The sequence below is a fragment of the Stenotrophomonas sp. 05L414_2 genome (assembly GCF_056397905.1).
The window spans coordinates 1-21,700 of sequence record NZ_JBFTOJ010000045.1; the positions used below are offsets into that span (position 1 = coordinate 1).

The following is a 21,700-nucleotide window of genomic DNA, read 5'->3' on the forward strand; positions in this document are numbered from 1 at the left end:
GTGTTGACCGACCAGGAGCACTACACTTTGCCGGTGGCCCTGGCCACCCTCTCGCGCGAACACATCATGGACGTGGAAATGATGATGGCCGGCGCAGTGGTCACCGTGGTTCCGGTGCTGGCGCTGTTCCTGGTGCTGCAGCGGTACTACATCCAAGGATTGTTGCTGGGGAGTGTGAAGGGATGATGCGTGCGATCGCCGTTGGACTGGGCCTGTTGTGGTCTTCCCTGGCGATCGCCGCACCACCGGCGCTGCCCGCGCCGAAGGTGCTGGATGATTTCGACGACATCAGCGCCTGGAAGCTGGTGTTGTCCGACCAGGTCAGCGGCTCGCTGCGGCCGGTCAGTGGCGCTGGCGGTGGCCGCGCGCTGTGCCTGGATTACGACTTCCATGAGGTCTCCGGTTACGTCGGCATCCGTCGTCCACTGAACATCGAGTACCCGGCCAACTATCGTTTCGGCTTCCAGCTGCGCGGTGATTCGCCGTCCAATGACCTGCAGTTCAAGTTGATCGACGCCAGCGGCGACAACGTGTGGTGGGTCAACCGCCCCGGTTATGCCTTCCCCAAGGCGTGGACGCCGGTGGAGTACCGCCGCCGGCAGATCGACAAGGCCTGGGGGCCATCGCCAGAGAAGGACATGGCGCGCAGCGCGTCGATGGAATTCACGGTCTACAGCAAGGTCGGCGGTCGCGGTACCGTGTGCTTCGACAAGCTGACCCTGCAGGGGCTGCCCGCGCAGGATGATTCGGCGCTGCGGCCCTCGGTGATCGCCGATACCGCAACCGCGCTGCAGGACCGGATGATCGACGGCAAGTCCGATACCTTCTGGATCAGCGGTGGGGTCAAGCAGCAGACCATCAGCCTGGACCTGCACAAGAGCCGCGAGATCGGCGGTGCGGTGATCGACTGGCTGCCCAGCCTGGAAGCGAACCGCTACACCGTGCGTATCTCCGAGGATGGCCGTGACTGGCGTACCGTGCGCGAAGTGACCGCAGGTGCCGGAGGCCGGGACTGGCTGGCACTGCCCGACACCGATGCGCGCTACGTGCGTTTCGACCTGCAGGGCGGGCCGAACTGGCGCTACGGCATCCGTGACATCACCCTGAAGCCGCTGGCGTTCGCCGCGACTCCCAATGCCTTCCTGTCCTCGGTGGCGGCCGACCTGCCGCGTGGCGCATTGCCGCGCGCTTACGTTGGCGAGCAACCGTACTGGACGCTGCTTGGCCTGGACGGTGGCCAGGAACAGGCGTTGATCAGCGAGGACGGTGCGCTGGAGCCGGCCAAGGGCAGCTTCAGCATCGAGCCGTTCATCCGCCTCGACGGCAAGCTGCTTGACTGGTCGAACGTTGCCATCAGCCAGTCGCTGCAGGATCGTTACCTGCCGATCGCCACGGTCGACTGGGTGCACGAGAAGGCCGGCCTGTCGGTGACCAGCTTCGTGCAGGGCACGCCCGAACGCGCCCAGCTGATCGGGCGCTACCGCTTGAGCAATCCGGACAAGGTCGCGCACGAATACACCCTGGCCCTGGCGATCCGCCCGTGGCAGGTCAATCCACCCACCCAGTTCCTCAACACCGTGGGCGGCTTCAGCCGCATCGACAGCCTGGACGTGGGCGAGCAGCTGGTGCGCATCAATGGCGAACCGCGGCTGTATCCCCTGCAGGTACCGGATGCGCGCTTTGCCAGCAGCTTCGACGGCAAACTGGATGCGATGCACCTGGCCAGCGGCAAGCTGCCCGGCACTACTGCGGTGAAGGACCCGACCGGCATGGCGTCCGGCGCACTGTTGTACACGATCAAGCTCGAACCCGGGCAGAGCCGCGAGGTGGCGATCGTGCTGCCGCAGACCGGCAGCTGGGCGCCGCAGGCGCTGGACGTGGCCAAGGCACAGCAGCAGGTGGCGACGATGTGGCGCGACAAGCTGGGCGTGGTGACCCTGCAGGTGCCCGCCGCCGGCCAACCGCTGGTGGAAACCCTGCGCACCGCGGTGGCGCACATGCTGATCTCGCGGGTCGGCCCGCGCCTGCAGCCCGGTACGCGCTCCTATGCACGCAGCTGGATCCGCGATGGCGCGATGATCTCCGAAGGCCTGCTGCGGATGGGGCGCAGCGATGCCGTGCGTGACTACGTGACCTGGTATGCGCCCTATCAGTTTGAAAACGGCAAGGTGCCGTGCTGCGTCGATGCGCGTGGCAGCGACCCGGTGCCGGAGAACGACAGCCACGGCGAACTGATCTACAACATCGCCGAGTACGGCCGCTATACCGGCGACACGGCCTTCCTCGAGCAGATGTGGCCGCATGTGCTGGGCGCCTACAGCTACATGGAGCAACTGCGCGGCAGCGAGCGCACCGAGGAGAACCGCGCGCGCAATCCTGCCTTCTACGGGATGATGCCGGCCTCGATCAGCCACGAGGGCTATTCGGCCAAGCCGATGCATTCGTACTGGGACAACTTCTGGGCGCTGCGTGGTTACAAGGACGCCGCGCAACTGGCGGCGCAGCTGGGCAAGGTCGAGGCGATGCAGATCAGCGAGTCGCGCGATCAGTTCCGTGATGACCTGCAGGCCTCGSTGCTGGCGGCCATGCAGCAGCACCGCATTGATTACCTGCCGGGCTCGGCCGAGCTGGGTGACTTCGACGCCACCTCCACCACGATCGCGTTGGCGCCGGGCGGCGAGCAGGGGCGGTTGCCGCAGGAGGCGCTGGACGCGACCTTCCAGCGTTACTGGAACGAATTCGTCGCGCGCCGCGATGGCAAGCGCGAATGGAAGGACTACACGCCGTACGAATGGCGCAACGTCGCCGCGTTCGTGCGCCTGGGATGGCGTGATCGTGCCTGGCAGGCCACCGAGTTCTTCTTCAAGGATCGTGCGCCGCAGGCCTGGAACCAGTGGGCCGAGGTCGTCTCGCGCACGCCGCGCAAGCCGTTCTTCGTGGGTGACCTGCCGCATGCCTGGGTGGCCTCGGACTTCGTCCGTTCGGCGCTGGACATGTTCGGCTACAACCGCGATGCGGATGAGGCGCTGGTGCTGGCCGCCGGTATCCCGGTGGCGTGGCTGCAGGGCGAGGGCATTGCCGTGCAGGGCCTGCGCACGCCGCAGGGGCAGCTCAACTATCGCCTGCAGCGCAGCGACAAGCAGCTGGTGCTGGAAGTGCAGCCCGGGTTGGTGTCGCCGGCCGGTGGCGTGGTGCTGCCATGGCCGTATGCAGGCGAGCCGGGCCAGGCGACGGTCAACGGCGAGGCGGCGGAATGGGTCAACAACGAGCTGCATGTGCACCAGTTGCCGGCACGCGTCGAGATCGATGTGCCCAGCGCGGTGCGCCGCGCCGAACGCAAGGAAAAGTAAGCATGCGAGGTCCGCTCGGAATCGGTCGCGGTTTCTGCGCGCTGGGGCTGGCGATCGCGCTGGCCCTGCCCGGGCTGGCGCCAGCCGCTGAGCCGGCCAGCGCGGCTGGCGCGGCCACAGCGGTCGGCGAACCCGGCATGAGCATGGTCACATTCAACCTGCACCACGACCGCGAGGACTGGCCCAGCCGTCGTCGCACGATCGTGGCCGAGCTCAAGCGCCTGCAGCCCGATGCCGTCGCGCTGCAGGAGGTGATCCAGAAGCGCAACGTCCGCAACCAGGCGCAGTGGCTGGCCAGCCAGCTCGGCTACCGGTACGTATTCGTGTCCACCGATCCGGTGGGTGCACCCAAGCGTTATGGCAATGCGCTGCTGACCCGGCGCCCGATCCTGGCGCATGGCGAGCACCTGCTGCTGCCGCTGGATGACTACCGCACCGTGGCCCACCTGCGCATCGACGTGGAGGGCAGGCCGGTCAATGTCTATGCCACCCATCTCAACGAGCGCAGTGACGACGCCGGCCAGCGCATCCGCCGCAGCCAAGTCGAGGATCTGCTGCGTTTCATCGCCGGCAGTTCTGCGGGGGCACCGGTGGTGATTGCCGGCGACTTCAACGCCCTGGTSGATGCSGGCGATCTGAGCGAACTGCGCARCCACTACGGCGACAGCTWCGGCAGCGTGCACGTCAACAMYGASCTGGCSSRKGTGAGCACGCTCAACCGCCATTACTACCAGGCGCCGTCGCGSATCGACCACATCTTCTTCCAGCAGGACGAGATGGTCGCGCGCGAAGCGAAGATCCTGTTCGACCAGCCTGATGACGGCGGCCGCTGGGCCTCCGATCACTACGGGGTGTGGACCCGGCTGCAGTTCGCGCCGAAGCCCTGATAGCGGCCTCGCGTGGCGACGCGGCAGGCGTTCGCTACGGCATCTGATACGTCACAAACAGAAACGGCGGGGATCATCGATCCCCGCCGTTTCGTTGTTGCCGATCAAGGATCGATCAGGCGACCGGTGGCGTGCGCTTGCCGGCGTCTTCGTCTTCTTCCGACGCCTGCGCGTCAGCGGCCTGTGCGGCAGCGTCGGCATGGCCATCGGCGATCGGGTCGACCTGCGCCGGCACGACCGCATCGGCGACCGGCGCAGCGGCGTCCACCGGTGCGGCTTCGACAGCCACTGGGGCTGCCGGCTGCTCGGCGACCGGGGCGACTTCAACCTCGGCCTTCGGTTCGACTGCCGGAGCAGCTTCAACCACCGGCGCAACATCGGCCACCACCGGCTTCGGCTCGGCCACCGGTGCAGCTTCGACCACCGCGGTAGGTTCAGCGACCGGAGCGGCTTCGATCGCAGCAGCGGTCTCGACCACCGGCGGCTTCGCCTCGATCACCGGAGCCGCTTCAGGCGCCGGCTGCACCGGCGTCGCTGCATCGATGGCATCCAGCATGCTGGTCTGCACCGGCGACGGGGCCGGTTCGACCTTGGCGACTGCTTCCACCGGAGCCGGAGTCTGCACTGCGGCGGCCACTGGAGCGGCTGCCTCGACCACGGCACTGCTTACGGCAGCAACCGGGGCAACCGCGGCAGCCACTGCAACCGGCGCACGTGCCGGCTTGCTGGCATCAGCGGCGGCCGGCTCGACTTCGTCATCGAAATCGAATTCCGGCTGCGAACGCGACGGCTGCACGGCGGCTGCCGGTGCGCCGACCGAAGCCGGGGCGGTCTGCTCGACCGAATCGCCGTCGTTGTCCTCGCCTTCGGCATCATCGCCGTCGTCCAGGTCATCACCCAGTACGTCACTACCTGCAGCGTTCTCGGCGCCACCACGACGACGACGACGACCACCGCGACGGCCACGGCGGCGGCGGGTTGCGCCTTCGCCGGTCTGATCGCCTGCGGCATCGGCCGCAGCATCCTCGGCAGCCCCGGTCGCAACCACGACCTCGGCATCGGTCGTTGCGGCGGTGTCCACGGCCGCGACGGTGTCGACCACGTTTTCAGTGGCGACGGCCGGTGCCAGTGCCTTTTCTTCCTGCACCGCAACCGTGGCCGCAACCGCAGTCGTGGTAGCCACGGCAGCAGCAGCGGTCACGACATCGGTCGGGGCTTCGGCAGCGGCACGCTGCGGCTTCTCGGCCGGCTTGTCACCGTCCTGCGGGCGCGGCTGCCTCGGCTGCTTCAGCTTCGGCTGCTGCTGCCCCTGGCCCTGTTCGTTGCGCGGCTTGTTCTGCTGCTGCGGCTGCTGGGCATCCTTCGGCTTGCCCTGCTGCTGCGGCTGCTGCTGGCCATTGCCATTGCCATTGGCCTGGCTGCTGCCGTTGCCGCCGTTGCCGCCGTTGCGGCCATCCTTGCGCTGCTCACCACGGTCCTTGCGGTTGCCGCCGTCCTTCTGCTGCTGCGCATTGCCATTGCCGCCGTTGCCACGGCTGTCCTCGCGACGGTCCTTGCGGTCCTTGTTGCGATCCTTGTTGCGGTCACGGCGACCGCCATCCTGCTGCGGCTGGCGTGCGGCCGGTGCCGGCGCAGGAGCGGGAGCGGGCTCGCCGCCAAAGATGCGCTTGAGCCAGCCGACGACGCCGCCACTGGCGGCGGCTGCCGGGGCCGCTGCGGCCACCGGTGCCGGTGCCGGGGCGGCGACCGGTTCCACTTCCTCGCGCACCGGGGCGGGCGAGTTGTGCTTGACCTGGGTCACCATCGGCGGCGGGATGTTCAGCTGGCCCTTGGTCAGCGCGTGCACCGGGAGCTTGCGCGGGGTACCACGCTGGTAGCTCGGCTTGCCGCTTTCCTCGCCCAGCTCGTTGTCGCGCAGGCGGGTGACGGTGTAATGCGGGGTGTGCAGCTGTTCGTCGGCAACGATCACGATCGGCGCCTCGTGGCGCTTCTCGATTTCGCCCAGCGCGCCGCGCTTTTCATTCAGCAGGTAGTTGGCGATCTCCACCGGGGCCTGTACCAGCACCTGCCCGGTGTTCTCCTTCATCGCATGCTCTTCGGCGACGCGGATGATCGACAGCGACAGCGACTCGACGCTGCGCATGCGGCCATGGCCGTCGCAACGCGGGCAGACGATCTGGCTGGATTCGCCCAGGCTCGGGCGCAGGCGCTGGCGGCTCATTTCCAGCAGGCCGAAGCGCGAGATGCGGCCGACCTGCACGCGTGCACGGTCGTATTTCAGCGCGTTGGCCAGGCGGTTCTCGACCTCGCGCTGGTGCTTGTTGGAGGCCATGTCGATGAAGTCGATCACCACCAGGCCACCGAGGTCACGCAGGCGCAGCTGGCGGGCCACTTCCTCGGCTGCTTCCAGGTTGGTCTGGAACGCGGTGTCCTCGATGTCGCTGCCCTTGGTGGCGCGCGAGGAGTTGACGTCGACGGCAGTCAGCGCCTCGGTCTGGTCGACCACGATCGAGCCACCCGACGGCAGGCGCACGTTGCGCTCGTAGGCGCCTTCGATCTGCGATTCGATCTGGAAGCGGTTGAACAGCGGGATGTCGTCCTTGTAATGCTTGAGCTTGCGCAGGGTCTGCGGCATCACCTGCTGCATGAACTCCTTGGCGTGCTCGTACATTTCCTCGGTGTCCACCAGGATCTCGCCGATGTCGGCGCGCAGGTAGTCACGCAGGGCGCGCACGATCAGGCGCGATTCCTGGTAGATCAGGAACGGGGCCGGCTTGCTCAGGGCTGCTTCGGCGATGGCGCGCCAGACGTTCAGCAGGTAATCCAGATCCCACTGCAGCTCTTCCGCATCGCGGCCAACGCCGGCGGTACGGATGATGACGCCCATTTCGTCGGGGATGTTCAGCTTGTCCAGAGCGTCCTTCAGGGCCGCCCGGTCTTCACCCTCGATGCGACGGGAAACACCGCCGGCACTGGGGGAGTTGGGCATCAGCACCATGTAACGGCCGGCCAGGGAGATGAACGTGGTCAGGGCGGCGCCCTTGTTGCCACGTTCTTCCTTGTCCACCTGGACGACGATTTCCTGGCCTTCCCTCAGCAGCTCGCGGATGCCGGCCTTGTTGTGGTCGACACCGGCCTGGAAGTAATCGCGGGAAATTTCCTTCAGCGGCAGGAAGCCATGGCGGCCACCACCGTATTCAACGAAGGCCGCTTCCAGCGAGGGCTCGATGCGGAAGATCCGGCCCTTGTAGATGTTGGACTTCTTCTGTTCCTTGGACGGCTGCTCGATGTCGATGTCATACAACGACTGGCCATCCACGATGGCAACACGCAGCTCTTCAGCCTGCGTGGCGTTGATCAGCATTCGCTTCATTGTTGCGTTCCTCGCAAGCGGCTACCGCGCGGAACGCCATGGAGTTTCGCCTCTGGACACGGCTCGCCGCCCATTCGCGCAAGCGCGGGGAGGGCGGCTTGGGTTTCCAGCGCTACGACACCACGGCAGGCCGCGGGAGCGCTTCAATTTTCTGGTTTTGGGTGTTGCAGGGCCGGAGGCAGCTGTCAGCCAGGCTGGAGCGCCGCACGGGACATGTTCAGCGCGACTGCGTGTCAGGCAATCGGCGATGGCCGGGAACGCCGGTGAGCCGCTAACATGGCCGCCCCGCGGGCGGTGGTCGCGCACTGTGCCGGATTCGTCGGAAGCGGGGCTTCTGGCCCTGAGTAACTTCCAACGAAATCAATCCCTTATCTCGCCCCCCGAGTGTAACAGAATAAACAGGCTGATGACTGCACAAGACCCCACCAAGCCGGCCGGCGACAAGCCTTCCGTGCGCATGATCACCGTTCCGGCCGACCGCGCCGGCCAGCGCCTGGACAATTTCCTGCTCGGCCAGCTCAAGGGTGCCCCGCGCAGCCTGGTCTACAAGCTGGTCCGCAGCGGCCAGGTGCGCGTCAATGGCGGCCGCGCCAAGGCCGAGCGCAAGCTGGAGGCCGGCGACGAAGTGCGGATACCGCCGGTTCGTCTCAGCGAAGAGGGAGACAAGGCGGGTCCGCCCGAGGCGTTCATGCGTCGGCTGGAGCAGGCCATCGTCTTCGAAGATGCCCGGCTGCTGGCGCTGAACAAGCCGWCSGGCGTSGCCAGCCAYGGTGGCAGCGGCATCAGCTTCGGCGCCATTGAGACCCTGCGYGCKCTGCGCCCCGGGCAGACCCTCGAACTGGTCCACCGGCTGGACCGTGACACGTCGGGCCTGTTGATCGTGGCCAAGAAGCGTTCGGCACTGAGCGAGCTGCAGGCACTGCTGCGTGAAGACCACGGCGCCGGTATCCGCAAGCGCTACCTGACCCTGTTGGCCGGGCGCATGCCGGACGGGGTGATGACGGTCGACGCGCCGTTGCACGTGGGCCTGCGCCAGGGCGGCGAGCGTCATGTGCAGGTCAACGCGATCGGCAAGGAATCCATCAGCCATTTCCGGGTGCTGGAGCGCAAGGGCGGCCATTCCTATTGCGAGGTGCGCATCGAAACCGGCCGCACCCACCAGATCCGCGTGCACGCCCAGCATCTGGGGCATCCGGTAGCCGGTGACGACAAATACGGCGATCCTGCGGTCAACAAGCGGCTTCGTGAGCAGATCGGGCTGAAGCGCCTGTTCCTGCATGCCGCGTCGCTGGAGTTCGCGCTGGACGACGGCAAGAGCCCGTATGTGCTGAACGCGCCGCTGGCCGATGAGCTGGTCGAGGCGCTGGATCGACTTCGCTAAGGGCGGTTCGGCGGCGCCGGGCGTTTGGCTGGAGCCGTCGTTTCCCTGCGATAAGTGGGCTTGTCACTTTCTTTGCTCGTGCAAAGAAAGTAACCAAAGAAACACGCCGCCATCCGCGAGCCAGCGCTGCGCGCCGGTGCCCTGTGCTCCTCGGTCCGCCGAGGGGCGGCGCGGAACTCGCTGCGCTCAAACACCCGCGCCTCTTCGCCCTCGCCGGACCTGCGGTGCTCGGCTCGCTACAAGGCGGACCCGACAGCCGCAGCGTAGACCCCAGGCTGCACGCAGCCTTTGCAGAGTCGAGCCACGCTCGACTCACGCGCGCAGCGCGGGCTTCGTTTTTAATCCTTTCATCGCGCGGCTGGCACGCACGTAGCCTGTCAGGGGCCGGGCGAGGTGGGTTTGCGGGGGTGTAAGCGCCATGGATGGCGCGCCCAAGCCCCCATGGATGGGTTTACGGCGTCCCCCGCATACCCACCTCGCCCGGCCCAACCGCAGCATCTCGCTCCGCCAGCCGCGAGGGGGGCTCAGCCCGTTGGCCGGAAATCCCTCACCACTTGAACAGCACCAGGCTGATCGCCAGCGTACCCATGCCGGCCACCAGGCCATACACGGTTTCGTGGCCCTTGGCGTAGCGCTTGGCCGCCGGCAGCAGCTCGTCCAGCGCCAGGAACACCATCACACCGGCAATCAGGCCGAACACCCAGCCGAACGTGGCGTGGGACAGCGAGCCGGAAAGCAGTACATAGCCGATCGCCGCGCCCACAGGCTCGGCCAGGCCTGACAGCAGGCTGGCGGCGAACGCGTAGAACTTGTTCTGCGTGGCGAAGTACACCGGCACCGCAATGGCGATGCCCTCGGGAATGTTGTGGATGGCGATGGCGAAGGCCAGCGGCATGCCCACCGACGGGCTCTCCAGCGTCGCGAAGAACGTCGCCAGCCCCTCCGGGAAGTTGTGCGCGGTGATCGCCACCGACGTCAGCAGGGCGACCCGCTTCAGGTATTCGCGGCTGTTCTCGCGGAAGGCCGGGTCCTGCTTGTCCAGGCTGTCATGCGGGTTGGGAATGAAGTGGTCGATCAGCACGATCACCACCACGCCCAGCAGGAAGGCGAGGGTGCCGTAGGTGAAGCCGGTGCGTTCACCATAGGCCAGCGCGAACGAGGCGATGGATTTGTTGAGGATCTCCGACAGCGAGACGTACACCATCGCGCCGCCGGCAAAGGCCAGGCCGAAGGCCAGCAGGCGCGGATTGGGGCGACGCGAGAACAGCACCAGCAGGCTGCCGATGGCGGTGGCAAGGCCCGCAGCGAGGGTGACCGCCAGGGCGATCCAGATGTTTTCGGGGGGAATCTGCAGCATGTACCGACGCGTTCCTTGTCATCAAGCAATCGCCCCGGCACGGGCCGGGGCGGCAAAGGCGAGGCGGGCGTCGGCTGGCCTCGTCACCGGCAGGCGATCAGCCGCCGCGGCGCAGGCTTTCTTCGATGGCGAAGCACTGGTCCGGCTTGGGTTGCGGCGGGTTGAAGCTGACCGGCACCTGGATCGTAGCCGGTACGGCCTCGCCATTGCGGGTGGCTGCCTTGAACTGCCAGCCCTGCACGGCGGTCTTTGCCAGATCGTCCAGCTGCGGGTTGCCCGCGCCGGTCAGCAGGGTGACCTCGCTGGGTTTGCCGTCGGTGCCGATCACCACCTTGAAGGTGCTGGTGCCGCCCACGCCGGTGCAGGCCAGTTCCAGCGGGTATTGCGGCGGCGGGGTTTTCACCGCAGCCACTTCGGTGGGTGCGGCAGCCGGTGCTGCCGGCGGTTCGGAGGTGCCGCAGCCGGCCAGGCCGGTCACGGCAAGCAGGGACAGGCTCAGCAATCGCACGTTCATTTCAGTTGCTCCGTCAGGGCCGAAGTCTTCGCTGCGCAGATGAAGTCGTTCTCGCTCAGGCCGCCCACGTCGTGGGTGGAGTAGCGGACGACGGCACGGTCGTAGTGGACGCCGAGGTCCGGGTGATGGTCCTCGCCGTGGGCGATCCAGGCCAGCGCGTTCACGAAGGCCATGGTGGCGTAGTAATCCTTGAAGCGGAACGTGCGCACCAGCGCCTGGCCGGCCTCGGCCAGCTCCCAGCCGGGAACCTGCGGCAGCAGTTCGGCCAGGCGGGCCTCGCCCAGCTTGTGGTCGCTGCCCTTGCGCGGCACGCAACGGGCCTGTGCCAGCGGAATCAGGTCGGCCATGGGTTCCTCCACCTCGTGTTGACTGAACAATGCGCCGGCCGGTGTATAAATCGAATGAGCGGCTGACGCTTACTTGGCTAGAATAGCCTGATGATCCAGATCTCCGACACTGCCCAGACCCATTTCCGCAAGCTGATCGAACGCGAGGGCGTGCCCGGCATGGGCGTGCGCTTGAGTGCGGTCGATCCTGGCACCCCGCGTGCCGATGCCCGGCTTGAGTTCGCCGAGCCGACCGACCTGCTCGGCGACGAGTGGGCGGTGGACTGTGATGGCTTCACCCTCTATGTCGACGCAAGCAGCGTTGGCTGGCTCGATGGCGCGGAGATCGACATCGTGCCCGGTACCGCTGGTACCCAGCAGCTGACGATCAAGGCGCCGCGGATCAAGGGCGAAGCGCCCGGCGATGCCGCCTCGCTGGTCGAGCGCGTGCATTGGGTGGTGGAAAACGAAGTCAATCCGCAGCTCGCGTCGCACGGTGGCAAGGTCGCCGTGCAGGAAGTCTCGGCCGACGGCGTGGTGCTGCTGCGCTTCGGCGGTGGCTGCCAGGGCTGCGGCATGGCCGACGTCACCCTCAAGCAGGGCATCGAGAAGACCTTGATGGGCCGTGTGCCGGGGGTGACTGCGGTGCGTGACGCTACCGATCACGACAGCGGCCACGCTCCGTATATTCCGCGCGGCAACGCCGCCTGATCGCCAACGCGTGCCTCTGCCCAGAGCCGAGCAACTCATCGACCTGCTGCTGGCGCGCCAGCAGCGACCGCCCATCCTCGAGAAGAGCACTGGCCTGCCGTACGGCTGGGCGATCTGGCTGCGGACGCTGACGCCGCTGCCGCGTCCGTTCCACGCGCGCGAGGTGATCGCAGTGCTGCTGCCGCGGCCGCTGCCCGGGCCTCCGGGGCGCTTGCCGGCGCTGGGGCCATGGGCGTCCCTGCGCCGCCTGTTCTGGCAGGACTGGGATCCGGCGCCGCGTGACCAGCGCTGGATGCGCTGGACCTCGGCATTGCTCAGCGCGTTGCTGCATCTGTTGTTCTTCCTGCTGCTGCTGTGGGTGGCGGTGATCCGCACGTCTTCGCCGGACGAGCAGGGCAGCGAGGGTGAGCGCGTGCAGATTGAATTCGTCGGCCGTGCTGCACAGGAAGGCGGCGGCGACCAGCCCGGTGCCGAGGCGGCTGCCGCCGCGGAGGCCGGTGCTATGGCCGCAGGCCAGGATGCCGGAGCGGCGACAGCGCCCCGGCCGCAACCGTCTGCACCTGCGCCGTCTTCTACTGCCGCTGCCACGGCACCGACCGCAAGCGTGCCGCCGCCGCCCGAGGTGGAGCCGGCGCCGGTGGCCGCACCGCCGCCCTCGCCGGTACAGGCCACCGAAGTTGCAGAGGCGACCGCCGAATTCGTGGTGCCGCCGGTCGCACTGCCGCGCACCGAGGTCAGCATCGTGCCTCGCGACACCATTCCGACGGTGCGCGAGCGCAGCGTGCAGCCGGTACAGGCTGCGCCGATAGCAACGCCGGTACGCACGCCCGAGGTGGCAGTGCAGGCTCCCCGCGTGCGCGATGTACAGGTGCAGGAGCGCGAAATCAGCACGGTCGAAGCGCCGGTGGCGCCGCAGCCGATGCGCACCACCGACATCCAGGTACGCGTGCCGCAGCGCGACGTGCAGGTGCGCGAGCGCGAAGTGCAGGCGATGACCGATCCGCAGGTGCGCATGGCCACCGTCGCAGGGCGCGAGCCCACGGTGCGTGCGCCTGCCGGGCGCGAGGTGCAGGTGCGCGAACGGGAGGTTGCTGCCGCTCCGCAACCTGCCGCGTCGACTGCGGCAGGCAGTGCGACCACGCCGACGCCGGCACCCGCCGGCAGTTCGGCCCAGAACAGCGCCAGCGTGGCGCGCCCTGCGACGACCAGTACCGCCGCCGCACAGGCGGGCGCCCGTCCGGMACCGGCCCCGGGCAACTGGGCAACGCCCGCCCGCGGTGACGACTGGGGCGCCTCCAGCCGCAATCGCGACGGTGCCAACCAGGGCGCCGCGCAAACCAGTGCGGGCAAGGGCGATGGTCTGTTCAACGCTGACGGCAGCGTACGCGTGGCCGGCCAGGGCGGGGCCGGCAAGGCCGAGCGTGGCGCACCCGGTGGGGCCAACGACGGGTGGAGCAAGGAGCGCATCGCCGAGTCCGGCAAATGGCTGAAGCGGCCGCCGTACGACTACACGCCTACCTCGTTCGACAAGTATTGGGTGCCGCAGGAATCGCTGCTCGCCGAGTGGGTGCGCAAGGGCGTCAAGGCAATGGAGATTCCGTTGCCGGGTACCAGCACGAAGATTTCCTGCGTGATCTCGATCCTGCAGGCCGGTGGCGGCTGTGGCCTCACCGATCCGAACATGCAGGACCAGCCGGCAGTGGCGCGTCCGCCGCCGGATATCCCGTTCAAGAAAGAGCTGCAGGAAGATAACGGCAGCCGGTAGGGTGCCGCATCCACGCATGGCGTGGATCTACTGTGCATCCAGCTGCGCCGGGTAGATCCACGCCATGCGTGGATGATCCATGCGCTTCACGTGCATGCCGACCAAGGTCGGCCTCTACCAGGTCATTCGCTCTGCGACAGGAACACCCAGAAAGGGACGTCGCGACCTACCCAGTCACGGCTGGCTTCATCCAGGATGTCCAGCAGCGTGTCGAACTCCTTGCCTGCACCGGCGCGCAGGGCATCGACGTCGGCCAGGAACAGCGCATAGCCATGGGCAGGCAACCACTGCAGGTCGCGCAGGTTGTCGGCCAGTGCATCCCAGTTGCCGCCGAAGCCGGCAGGGAAATCAAGCTGGGCGGCCAGCCGCGCCAGCAGGGTGCGCTTGTCGCCCACGCCCTCCAGGTCGATCCGGATCACCTTCAGGTCGGCATCGCGCATCGCTGCCGACAGCGCGCTGATATCGGAGCTGTCGATCGCGTAGACGCCGGCATTGTTGATGTCATGCAGGCCGAGGCCGAAATCATCGTGGCTCATGGGCGTTCTCCGGAGGGCGGTACGGTGAAGCTGCGGAACGATTCGTAGTGATCATCGGTGTAGTACCAGGCATCGGGCGGGTTGCCACCGGTGACGATGCGCCGCGCGCCGCGGTTGCCTGCACCGGGCGTGTCGACGGTGTACTCGCGGTAGTAGCCACGCGGGCGCTGTGGCAGCTGTTGTTCGCGGTTGCCGAAGGTGCTGCCGTCCTGCCGATGCGGGAACGGGCCGCCGCGCTGGATCAGCGCGATGGTCTGGCGGGCCTCGGCCGGAAGGAAGCCGGGCAGGCCGCTGTCGCTGTCGCTGTTGCTGCGCAGCGCCGGTGCGTTGGCCGCCGGAGTGCCCTGCAGGTCGGGCGCGAACTGCGGCAGCGGCGGCCGCTGCAGGAAATGATTGACGACCAGGCCGAGCAGCAGCAGGACGATGGCAGTGATCAACAGCCGGGGGTTGCGCATGGGCAGGAGCAGGCGAGGGTGGTGCGCCCACTGTAGCGCCTGCGCGCTGCACCCTGCATGAGGGCRCGCGCCGCGTCACCGCTGCGTARCAATTGCCGGCATGCTCACCTGCAGGACGCAATTTCCTTTACATCCCCCTTGGTAATCTGGCGGCCTGTCCCCATCATTCACCGCGCAACGCCCGACACCGTCGGGTGCCCTCGCAATCAGGAGATGCATCATGGCCTACACCCTGCCCAAGCTGTCCTACGCCTACGACGCGCTGGAACCGCATATCGATGCGGCGACGATGGAAATCCATCACACCAAGCATCACCAGACCTACATCAACAACGTCAACGCGGCGCTGGAAGGCACCGAGTACGCTGACCTGCCGGTCGAAGAACTGGTGAAGAAGCTGAAGTCGCTGCCCGAGAACCTGCAGGGTCCGGTGCGCAACAACGGTGGCGGCCATGCCAACCACTCGCTGTTCTGGACCGTGATGGCTCCGAATGCTGGCGGCAACCCGGTGGGCGACGTGGCCAAGGCCATCGACAAGGACCTGGGCGGCTTCGACAAGTTCAAGGACGCCTTCACCAAGGCTGCGCTGACCCGTTTCGGCAGCGGCTGGGCATGGCTGAGCGTGACCCCGGACAAGAAGGTCGTGGTCGAGAGCACCGGCAACCAGGACAGCCCGCTGATGGAAGGCAACACCCCCATCCTCGGCCTGGACGTGTGGGAACACGCGTACTACCTGAAGTACCAGAACCGTCGTCCGGAATACATCGGCGCGTTCTTCAACGTCATCGACTGGAACGAAGTCGAGCGTCGTTACCAGGAAGCGATCGCCTGAGAACGGTAGCGCCGGGCCATGCCCGGCGGCTTCAACAGAAGGCCGGGGGAGACCCCGGCCTTTTTTGTTTGCGCATCAGTAGTGCCGGCCGCTGGCCGGCAACCTCATGGTTCTCATTCGGTGGTGGCAGCCACGTCCTGCAGCCGCAGCGTCGCCATCACGCCCAGGCGCAGGCCGGGCAGGTCGCCATCGGCGGGCAGCATGATCGCCTGCTGGCGGATGCCGCCGAAATGCTTGACCTGGAACAGCACGTCCAGCCCATGGCCACTGGCGCCACCGCCGCTGGCCGCCGGTGCGCCGGGATTGCGCCGGGCCGGCTGGAAGCCGGGCGTGCTGCGCACCAGCTCGACGGTGCTTGCGGAAAAATCCCCGGCGATCAGGCTCGGCATGCCCTCGGCCGTGGCGCCGATCCATGTCATCAGGTCGCTGGTCTGATGCTGCCGGGCCGTGGCCTCATCCGGCTCCGGCCGCAGGCGCGCGACGTAGACGTTGACGTCGTTGTCGCCCAGCCGCAGGCGCATCATGCCGGCGGCACTGAAGGTGCCCGGCGGATGCAGCAGGGTGACGCCGTCCTCGCTGACCGGCAGCCGGCTGAGCATCGCGTTGCCATGCCGGACCGGCTGGCTCGGCGGGTCTGCGGTRACGAAATCGCAGCTGTAGCGCAGCCGGCTGGCCAACCAGCAGGCCGGGTTGCGCCCTTGCTGCTGCAGGACCTGCTGCACCGAGATCACATCCGGCTGCAGATCGGTCAGCAGCTGCAGCACCTGTTCGCGGCGCTGCTTCCATTGCCCTTCATCACGGCTGGGCAGTTCCAGCGCGGCGACGGTCAATTGCCGCACCTCCGTGGCAAGGCCGGCGGCCGGCGGCGCCTGCGGTCGTGCCAATGCAGGCACGGCCAGCATGAGGGCAAGGCAGCTGGACAGAATGCGGGCAAAGGGGAGGGGGCGCATAACGATAAGTTTACGCTTTTGCCGTGCAGGTTCCGTGACTTCCGGCAGGGCCGCACATGCCTGCCATGCTTTGGCGCGCCTGTCATGCAGCCCTGCAGCGTGCTTCGCACGCACAGGTTCCGGTACTCTTGCGCCTTTCGTTTTGCAGGAATGCCTTACAGGATGAGCCACGACGCAGTCGCCCCCATCGCCGGCCAGGGAAAGATGCCGCGCCAGATCCCGTACATCATCGGCAATGAGGCCTGCGAGCGGTTCAGTTTCTACGGGATGCGCAACATCCTGGTGCAGTTCCTGATCACCTCCCTGCTGCTGCAGGAAATCACGGCCGAAGGCCGTGCCGGTGAAGCCAAGGACATCATGCACAGCTTCATGATCGGCGTGTATTTCTTCCCGCTGCTCGGTGGCTGGCTGGCCGACAAGTTCTTCGGCAAGTACCACACCATCCTGTGGTTCAGCCTGGTCTACTGCATGGGCCATCTGTGCCTTGCGCTGTTCGAGGGCAGCCGTGGCGGCTTCTTCCTCGGCCTGGGCCTGATCGCGCTGGGTGCCGGTGGCATCAAGCCGCTGGTGGCCTCGTTCATGGGCGACCAGTTCGACCAGAGCAACAAGCACCTGGCCAAAATCGTCTTCGACGCCTTCTACTGGATCATCAATTTCGGTTCGTTGTTCGCCTCGCTGCTGATCCCGCTGGTGCTGAAGAACTGGGGCCCGCAGTGGGCGTTTGGTATTCCGGGCATCCTGATGTTCATCGCCACCTTCGTGTTCTGGCTGGGCCGCAAGCGCTACGTGCTGGTGCCGTTGCCGCCGAAGGACCCGCATTCGTTCGCCAATGTGGTGCGCACCGCGCTGACCACGCGGGTGGCCGGCCAGGGCCGTCCGGGCCTTGTGATCGCCGTGCTCGGCCTGGTGCTGGCGGTGGCCTCGTTCGGCCTGATCGGCTCGCTCGGCATCGTGATCTGCCTGTGCCTGGCGCTGGTCTCGATCCTCGCGGGCATCGGTGGTGGCACCTGGCTGCAGCTGGACCGCGCGCGCGGCCAGCATCCGGCCGAAGCCGTGGAAGGCGTGCGCTCGGTGCTGCGCGTGCTGGTGATCTTCGCCCTGACCACGCCGTTCTTCTCGCTGTTCGACCAGAAAGCTTCGACCTGGGTGCTGCAGGGCCAGCAGATGCAGATGCCGAGCTGGTTTACCGCCTCGCAGATGCAGGCGCTGAACCCGCTGCTGGTGATGATCCTGATTCCGTTCAACAACCTGGTGCTGTACCCAGCCCTGCGCCGCTTCGGTTTCGAGCCCACCGCGCTGCGCCGGATGACCGCCGGCATCGCTTTCAGCGGCCTGGCCTGGATCGTGGTGGGTGGCATCCAGGTGGTGATGGATGGCGGCAATGCGATGTCSATCTTCTGGCAGATGCTGCCGTACGCGCTGCTGACCTTCGGTGAGGTGCTGGTCTCGGCCACCGGCCTGGAGTTCGCCTACAGCCAGGCCCCGCAGGCGATGAAGGGCGTGGTGATGAGCTTCTGGAACCTGACCACCACCATCGGCAACCTGTGGGTGCTGCTGTCCAATGCGGCCGTACGCAACGAGACGGTGACCCACCAGATCGCGGGGACCGGGTTGAGCGAGGCGGCATTCCTGATGTTCTTCTTCGCCGGCTTCGCCTTCATCGCGGCGTTGGCCTTTGGTTGGTATGCACGACGCTATCGTATGGTCGACAACTACCGCACCGCCTGAGCCTGACATGACCCCCGTCAATCTGCTGTTGATCGCCATCACCGCCATCCTGTCGTGGATGGCGTTCAACAACCGCAAGCTGGCCGACCGCCTGATCCTGTGGCCGCCGGCGGTGGATCGCCACCGCCAGTACGACCGCCTGATCACCTACGGCTTCATCCATGCCGACTGGTCGCACCTGATCTTCAACATGATCACCCTGTTCTTCTTCGGGGGGTTCATCGAGAGCGTGATGGTGCAGCTGACCGGCAGCTAYCTGRYCTATCCGGCGTTCTAYSTSGGTGCGTTGCTGGTSTCGATCCTGCCSAGCTAYCTGAAGAACCAGAAGAACCCSARCTACCTCAGCCTSGGKGCRTCSGGSGCGGTGTCGGCGGTGCTGTTCGCCTTCATCCTGATCAAGCCGTGGTCGATCATCCTGGTGTTCTTCATCCCGGCGCCGGCGATCGTCTATGCCGCGTTCTACGTCGGCTACAGCATCTGGATGGACAAGCGSGGYGGYGAYCGCATCAACCACAGCGCGCACCTGGCCGGTGCKGCGTTCGGCGTGATCTTCATGCTGGCCATGCAGCCGAGCATCTTCAGTCACTTCCTGCGCGAACTGTCCAACCCGACCTTCCGCCTCGGCGGCGGCTGAGGGTGGCCGGGGTCGGATCCACTGGATCCGACCCCCGGGGCCGCGGCCCCGCTCCGGGTCAGGCCCGGGTCTGCTGACCGTAGGTATCGAGCAGGCGGGAGAACACTTCCTCGCCGATGCTCTGGAACGCCTGGTCTTCGGTCTGTCCCTCCACGGCCAGTTGCAGCAGGCCCTCCAGCAGGGCGTGATCGGTATCGGATTGGGAATCGCTGGGGTGCATCACGGGCCTCCACGGCAGATCGCTTGGTCAACTGTCGCAAGGGGCATGCCAGGCTGGCGCACCCCTGCAGAGGGGTTAGCGGCCGGTTGGCCTGAAGCTTGAGGGCAACAACTGACGCAACGGGCGCAGACTTGTCCCTGTTCAGGCTTCACGCGATCATGGCGCCCRCGTGCGCACCATCCACGCAGTCGCCGCAGGAGACAGTCCCATGGCTTCGGTCACGCCCCCCGGTCTGGCTTACGAGGTCGAACACGATCAGGTCAATCACCGTTTCACCGCCCGTGTGCGTGGGCAGGTGGCACTGTTGGAGTACCAGATCAAGCGCAGGCGGATGGTCATCACCCATACCGAAGTGCCCGAGCCGATCGCCGGCCGCGGCATTGCCGGTGAGCTGACCCGGGTCGCACTGCGTTTCGCCCGTGAGCAGAAGTACAAGGTGGTGCCGGCATGTGCCTATGCCGAGGCCTTCCTGCAGCGGCACGAGGAGTACCACGATCTGCTTGTGGGCTGAATCCAGCGGGCCACCCTTCAGCCAAGGCAGGCGATGATGCATGAACATGAACAGGGGATCCCGATGAAGATTGGAAACAACCGGCCACTGCACGCCAGCGTGCTGGCCGGCGCTATGGGCGTGCTGTTGCTGGCCGGTTGCCAGCGCGAGAACGAGGCGGCTCCGGCCACCGATGCCGCACCTGCGGCCGAAACCACCGGCACCGCCGAGGCACCCGCGGCGGAAGCGCCGTTGGATCTGCGCGATGTGATCGAGAACAACGAACGTGAAGTGGTTGGCATCAGCTACCCGGCGGGCATCGATCGTTATCCGGGCCTGGCACGCGCGCTGCAGGCCTATGCCACCTCCGCCCGCAGCGATCTGCAGCAGGCGCTGGACGGGCTGGGCAACGACAAGCCGACCATGCCCTAYGAGCTGTCGCTGAGCTTCGAGAAGCTGCTGGAGACGCCGCAGCTGGTGGTGGTCAGTGCCGACGGCAGCCGCTACACCGGCGGCGCCCATGGCGAACCGCTGGTGGCTCGTTTCGTGTGGCTGCCGGCGCAGCAGCAGATGCTGAGCGCCGACAAGCTGGTGGCCGATGCCAAGGGCTGGAAAGCGATCAGCGATTTCGTCGCCGACCAGCTGCGCGAGCGTGTGGCCACCCGCCTCAGCGGCGAGGACATGGACCCGTCGCAGCTGCAGGAATCGCTGCGCAACGCCTCGCGGATGATCGCCGACGGCACCGGTCCGCAGGCCGACAACTTCAGCCAGTTCCAGCCGCTGACCGACGACAAGGGACAGATCACCGCGCTGCGCTTCGTGTTCCCGCCCTACCAGGTGGGTCCATACTCGGACGGCACCCAGACCGCCGATGTGCCGGCTTCGGTGTTGTTGCCACACGTGGCCAAGGACTACGTGGAGCTGTTCGCACGCGGGTAACCGTAGACGAGGAGGTGACGTGGATACAGGGTTGCAGGAGCGGGTCACCGGCCTGCTCCACGAGGCCGGGGTCCAGATCGATGGAACCCGGCCGCAGGATATCCAGGTGCATGACCCGCGCTTCTTCGCGCGGGTCATCGCGCACGGCTCACTCGGCCTGGGCGAGAGCTACATGGACGGCTGGTGGGATGCCAACGTCCTCGACGAGTTCCTGTACCACCTGATGCAGGCGCACCTGGACGAACGGGTGCACGGCTGGCGCGAGGTGGCCGACGCCTTGAAGGCGCGCCTGTTCAACCTGCAGTCCGGGGCGGGCAGCTATGAAGTCGGCCGCCGCCACTATGACCTTGGCAATGACCTGTACCAGGCGATGCTCGGCCAGCGCCTGGTCTACAGCTGTGGTTACTGGCGCAATGCCGACGATCTGGATGGCGCGCAGGAAGCCAAGCTGGACCTGGTGTGCCGCAAGCTGGGGCTGCGTCCCGGGCAACGCGTGCTGGACATCGGCTGCGGTTGGGGCGAGGCGCTGAAGTTCGCCGCCGAACGATACGGTGTCAGTGGCGTGGGCATCACCATCTCGCAGGAGCAGGCCGACTTCGCCCGCACGCTGTGCGCTGGCCTGCCGATCGAGATCCGGTTGCAGGACTATCGCGAACTTGATGAACCTTTCGATGCGATCTTCTCGATCGGCATGTTCGAACACGTGGGCGACAAGAACTACCACAGCTTTTTCGACGTGGCCCGGCGCTGTCTTTCGCCGCGGGGACTGCTGCTGTTGCATACCATCGGCAGCAACATTTCGCGTCACCGCACCGATCCGTGGATCGCCCGCTACATCTTTCCCAATTCGATGCTGCCGTCGGCGGTGCAGATCAGCCGGGCGTTCGAAGGGCGCTTCGTGCTGGAGGACTGGCACAACTTCGGTACCGACTACGACCTGACGCTGCAGGCTTGGCGGCGCAACGTGGAAGCGGCGTGGCCACGGCTGGACGCACGTTATGACGAGCATTTCCGGCGCATGTGGCGCTTCTATCTGGCCGGATCGATGGCCAGCTTCCGCTGCCGGCATGCGCAGCTGTGGCAGCTGGTGCTGTCGCCGGAGGGCGTGCCCGGGGGATACGTGGCGCCGCGATGATCTGGAAGAGCATCCACGCATGGCGTGGATCTACTGGGATCACGCAACCCTGCGGTAGATCCACGCAATGCGTGGATGGCGTACAAAAAAACCGCCCGGTCTCCCGGGCGGTTTTCG

19 protein-coding genes and 1 pseudogene are annotated in these 21,700 nt (G+C 66.7%); 12 read left to right on the plus strand and 8 right to left on the minus strand.

Annotated features, from left to right (window positions below):
- From AC1DJN_RS08495 to AC1DJN_RS08505, 3 genes and pseudogenes are all read left to right on the plus strand, one after another.
- Positions 1-186 (plus strand): annotated as a pseudogene (locus AC1DJN_RS08495) (carbohydrate ABC transporter permease); the annotation flags it as partial.
- Positions 183-3,350 (plus strand): discoidin domain-containing protein, encoded by a 3,168-nt coding sequence (locus AC1DJN_RS08500; protein WP_478039078.1) that lies wholly within the window; start codon positions 183-185, stop codon positions 3,348-3,350. The pseudogene AC1DJN_RS08495 and the gene AC1DJN_RS08500, both read left to right, overlap by 4 nt.
- Positions 3,351-3,352: 2 nt before the next feature.
- Positions 3,353-4,237 carry an endonuclease/exonuclease/phosphatase family protein gene (locus AC1DJN_RS08505; RefSeq protein ID WP_478039079.1) on the plus strand — a complete coding sequence of 295 codons (885 nt, stop codon included), beginning with the start codon at positions 3,353-3,355 and terminating at the stop codon, positions 4,235-4,237.
- Positions 4,238-4,352: 115 nt separating this feature from the next.
- Here AC1DJN_RS08505 and AC1DJN_RS08510 read toward each other — a convergent pair whose 3' ends face one another.
- Positions 4,353-7,610 carry an Rne/Rng family ribonuclease gene (locus AC1DJN_RS08510; RefSeq protein WP_442251543.1) on the minus strand — a complete coding sequence of 1,086 codons (3,258 nt, stop codon included), beginning with the start codon at positions 7,608-7,610 and terminating at the stop codon, positions 4,353-4,355.
- A 406-nt stretch (positions 7,611-8,016) separates the two neighbouring features.
- On the opposite strand from AC1DJN_RS08510, the gene AC1DJN_RS08515 reads away from it, so the two are divergent.
- Positions 8,017-8,991 carry an RluA family pseudouridine synthase gene (locus tag AC1DJN_RS08515; protein WP_478039080.1) on the plus strand — a complete coding sequence of 325 codons (975 nt, stop codon included), beginning with the start codon at positions 8,017-8,019 and terminating at the stop codon, positions 8,989-8,991.
- Positions 8,992-9,538: 547 nt separating this feature from the next.
- Here the strand turns inward: AC1DJN_RS08515 and zupT are convergent.
- From zupT to AC1DJN_RS08530, 3 genes are all read right to left on the minus strand, one after another.
- Positions 9,539-10,348, minus strand: coding sequence for a zinc transporter ZupT (zupT, locus tag AC1DJN_RS08520; protein ID WP_025876721.1), 810 nt, complete (start codon positions 10,346-10,348; stop codon positions 9,539-9,541).
- Between the two features lie 97 nt (positions 10,349-10,445).
- Positions 10,446-10,862 carry an energy transducer TonB gene (locus AC1DJN_RS08525; RefSeq protein ID WP_025876723.1) on the minus strand — a complete coding sequence of 139 codons (417 nt, stop codon included), beginning with the start codon at positions 10,860-10,862 and terminating at the stop codon, positions 10,446-10,448.
- On the minus strand, positions 10,859-11,209 hold the full coding sequence (locus AC1DJN_RS08530; protein ID WP_025876725.1) for a 4a-hydroxytetrahydrobiopterin dehydratase: 351 nt from the start codon (positions 11,207-11,209) through the stop codon (positions 10,859-10,861). The genes AC1DJN_RS08525 and AC1DJN_RS08530 overlap by 4 nt, the downstream gene beginning before the upstream one ends.
- Before the next feature lie 90 nt (positions 11,210-11,299).
- Between AC1DJN_RS08530 and AC1DJN_RS08535 the strand changes: the two genes are divergently transcribed.
- Together AC1DJN_RS08535 and AC1DJN_RS08540 are read left to right on the plus strand one after the other, a co-directional pair.
- Positions 11,300-11,899 carry an NfuA family Fe-S biogenesis protein gene (locus AC1DJN_RS08535; RefSeq protein WP_025876727.1) on the plus strand — a complete coding sequence of 200 codons (600 nt, stop codon included), beginning with the start codon at positions 11,300-11,302 and terminating at the stop codon, positions 11,897-11,899.
- Positions 11,900-11,909: 10 nt separating this feature from the next.
- A complete protein-coding gene (locus tag AC1DJN_RS08540) occupies positions 11,910-13,664 on the plus strand; it encodes a hypothetical protein (protein WP_478039081.1) in 1,755 nt (584 codons plus the stop codon).
- A gap of 122 nt (positions 13,665-13,786) precedes the next feature.
- Here the strand turns inward: AC1DJN_RS08540 and AC1DJN_RS08545 are convergent, their stop codons facing one another.
- Both AC1DJN_RS08545 and AC1DJN_RS08550 read right to left on the minus strand, forming a co-directional pair.
- Positions 13,787-14,200, minus strand: a complete 414-nt coding sequence (locus tag AC1DJN_RS08545) for a barstar family protein (RefSeq protein ID WP_442252336.1) — start codon at positions 14,198-14,200, stop codon at positions 13,787-13,789.
- On the minus strand, positions 14,197-14,655 hold the full coding sequence (locus tag AC1DJN_RS08550) for a guanyl-specific ribonuclease (protein WP_442252337.1): 459 nt from the start codon (positions 14,653-14,655) through the stop codon (positions 14,197-14,199). The genes AC1DJN_RS08545 and AC1DJN_RS08550 overlap by 4 nt, the downstream gene beginning before the upstream one ends.
- A 220-nt stretch (positions 14,656-14,875) precedes the next feature.
- Here AC1DJN_RS08550 and AC1DJN_RS08555 point away from each other — a divergent pair, with 220 nt between their 5' ends.
- Positions 14,876-15,487 carry a superoxide dismutase gene (locus AC1DJN_RS08555; RefSeq protein WP_005410310.1) on the plus strand — a complete coding sequence of 204 codons (612 nt, stop codon included), beginning with the start codon at positions 14,876-14,878 and terminating at the stop codon, positions 15,485-15,487.
- 113 nt (positions 15,488-15,600) lie between these two features.
- Here AC1DJN_RS08555 and AC1DJN_RS08560 read toward each other — a convergent pair whose 3' ends face one another.
- Complete coding sequence (locus tag AC1DJN_RS08560) at positions 15,601-16,437, minus strand: endonuclease/exonuclease/phosphatase family protein (RefSeq protein WP_025876740.1); 837 nt, start codon at positions 16,435-16,437, stop codon at positions 15,601-15,603.
- A gap of 162 nt (positions 16,438-16,599) precedes the next feature.
- On the opposite strand from AC1DJN_RS08560, the gene AC1DJN_RS08565 reads away from it, so the two are divergent.
- Positions 16,600-18,165 (plus strand): POT-type proton-dependent oligopeptide transporter, encoded by a 1,566-nt coding sequence (locus AC1DJN_RS08565; protein WP_478013644.1) that lies wholly within the window; start codon positions 16,600-16,602, stop codon positions 18,163-18,165.
- 7 nt (positions 18,166-18,172) lie between these two features.
- Positions 18,173-18,799: a rhomboid family intramembrane serine protease gene (locus AC1DJN_RS08570; protein WP_478039082.1), complete on the plus strand. Its 627-nt coding sequence runs from the start codon at positions 18,173-18,175 to the stop codon at positions 18,797-18,799.
- A gap of 58 nt (positions 18,800-18,857) precedes the next feature.
- Here AC1DJN_RS08570 and AC1DJN_RS08575 read toward each other — a convergent pair whose 3' ends face one another.
- Positions 18,858-19,019, minus strand: coding sequence for a hypothetical protein (locus AC1DJN_RS08575; RefSeq protein WP_162887673.1), 162 nt, complete (start codon positions 19,017-19,019; stop codon positions 18,858-18,860).
- 208 nt (positions 19,020-19,227) lie between these two features.
- Between AC1DJN_RS08575 and AC1DJN_RS08580 the strand changes: the two genes are divergently transcribed.
- The 3 genes from AC1DJN_RS08580 to cfa are packed head-to-tail and all read left to right on the plus strand — an operon-like array spanning position 19,228 to position 21,583.
- Entirely contained in the window at positions 19,228-19,530 is a 303-nt protein-coding gene (locus tag AC1DJN_RS08580; RefSeq protein WP_025876743.1) for a GNAT family N-acetyltransferase, read from the plus strand.
- A gap of 36 nt (positions 19,531-19,566) precedes the next feature.
- On the plus strand, positions 19,567-20,448 hold the full coding sequence (locus AC1DJN_RS08585; RefSeq protein WP_025876745.1) for a DUF3298 and DUF4163 domain-containing protein: 882 nt from the start codon (positions 19,567-19,569) through the stop codon (positions 20,446-20,448).
- Between the two features lie 19 nt (positions 20,449-20,467).
- Complete coding sequence (cfa, locus tag AC1DJN_RS08590) at positions 20,468-21,583, plus strand: cyclopropane fatty acyl phospholipid synthase (RefSeq protein WP_032978815.1); 1,116 nt, start codon at positions 20,468-20,470, stop codon at positions 21,581-21,583.
- Positions 21,584-21,700 lie beyond the last annotated feature (117 nt).

What these genes read in the sequence shown, in the direction of transcription:
- AC1DJN_RS08510 (WP_442251543.1), bottom strand. Translation starts at nt 7,610, where the DNA reads ATGAAGCGAATGCTGATCAACGCCACGCAGGCTGAAGAGCTGCGTGTT.
- zupT (WP_025876721.1), bottom strand. Translation starts at nt 10,348, where the DNA reads ATGCTGCAGATTCCCCCCGAAAACATCTGGATCGCCCTGGCGGTCACC.
- AC1DJN_RS08525 (WP_025876723.1), bottom strand. Translation starts at nt 10,862, where the DNA reads ATGAACGTGCGATTGCTGAGCCTGTCCCTGCTTGCCGTGACCGGCCTG.
- AC1DJN_RS08530 (WP_025876725.1), bottom strand. Translation starts at nt 11,209, where the DNA reads ATGGCCGACCTGATTCCGCTGGCACAGGCCCGTTGCGTGCCGCGCAAG.
- AC1DJN_RS08535 (WP_025876727.1), top strand. Translation starts at nt 11,300, where the DNA reads ATGATCCAGATCTCCGACACTGCCCAGACCCATTTCCGCAAGCTGATC.
- AC1DJN_RS08545 (WP_442252336.1), bottom strand. Translation starts at nt 14,200, where the DNA reads ATGAGCCACGATGATTTCGGCCTCGGCCTGCATGACATCAACAATGCC.
- AC1DJN_RS08550 (WP_442252337.1), bottom strand. Translation starts at nt 14,655, where the DNA reads ATGCGCAACCCCCGGCTGTTGATCACTGCCATCGTCCTGCTGCTGCTC.
- AC1DJN_RS08555 (WP_005410310.1), top strand. Translation starts at nt 14,876, where the DNA reads ATGGCCTACACCCTGCCCAAGCTGTCCTACGCCTACGACGCGCTGGAA.
- AC1DJN_RS08575 (WP_162887673.1), bottom strand. Translation starts at nt 19,019, where the DNA reads ATGCACCCCAGCGATTCCCAATCCGATACCGATCACGCCCTGCTGGAG.
- AC1DJN_RS08580 (WP_025876743.1), top strand. Translation starts at nt 19,228, where the DNA reads ATGGCTTCGGTCACGCCCCCCGGTCTGGCTTACGAGGTCGAACACGAT.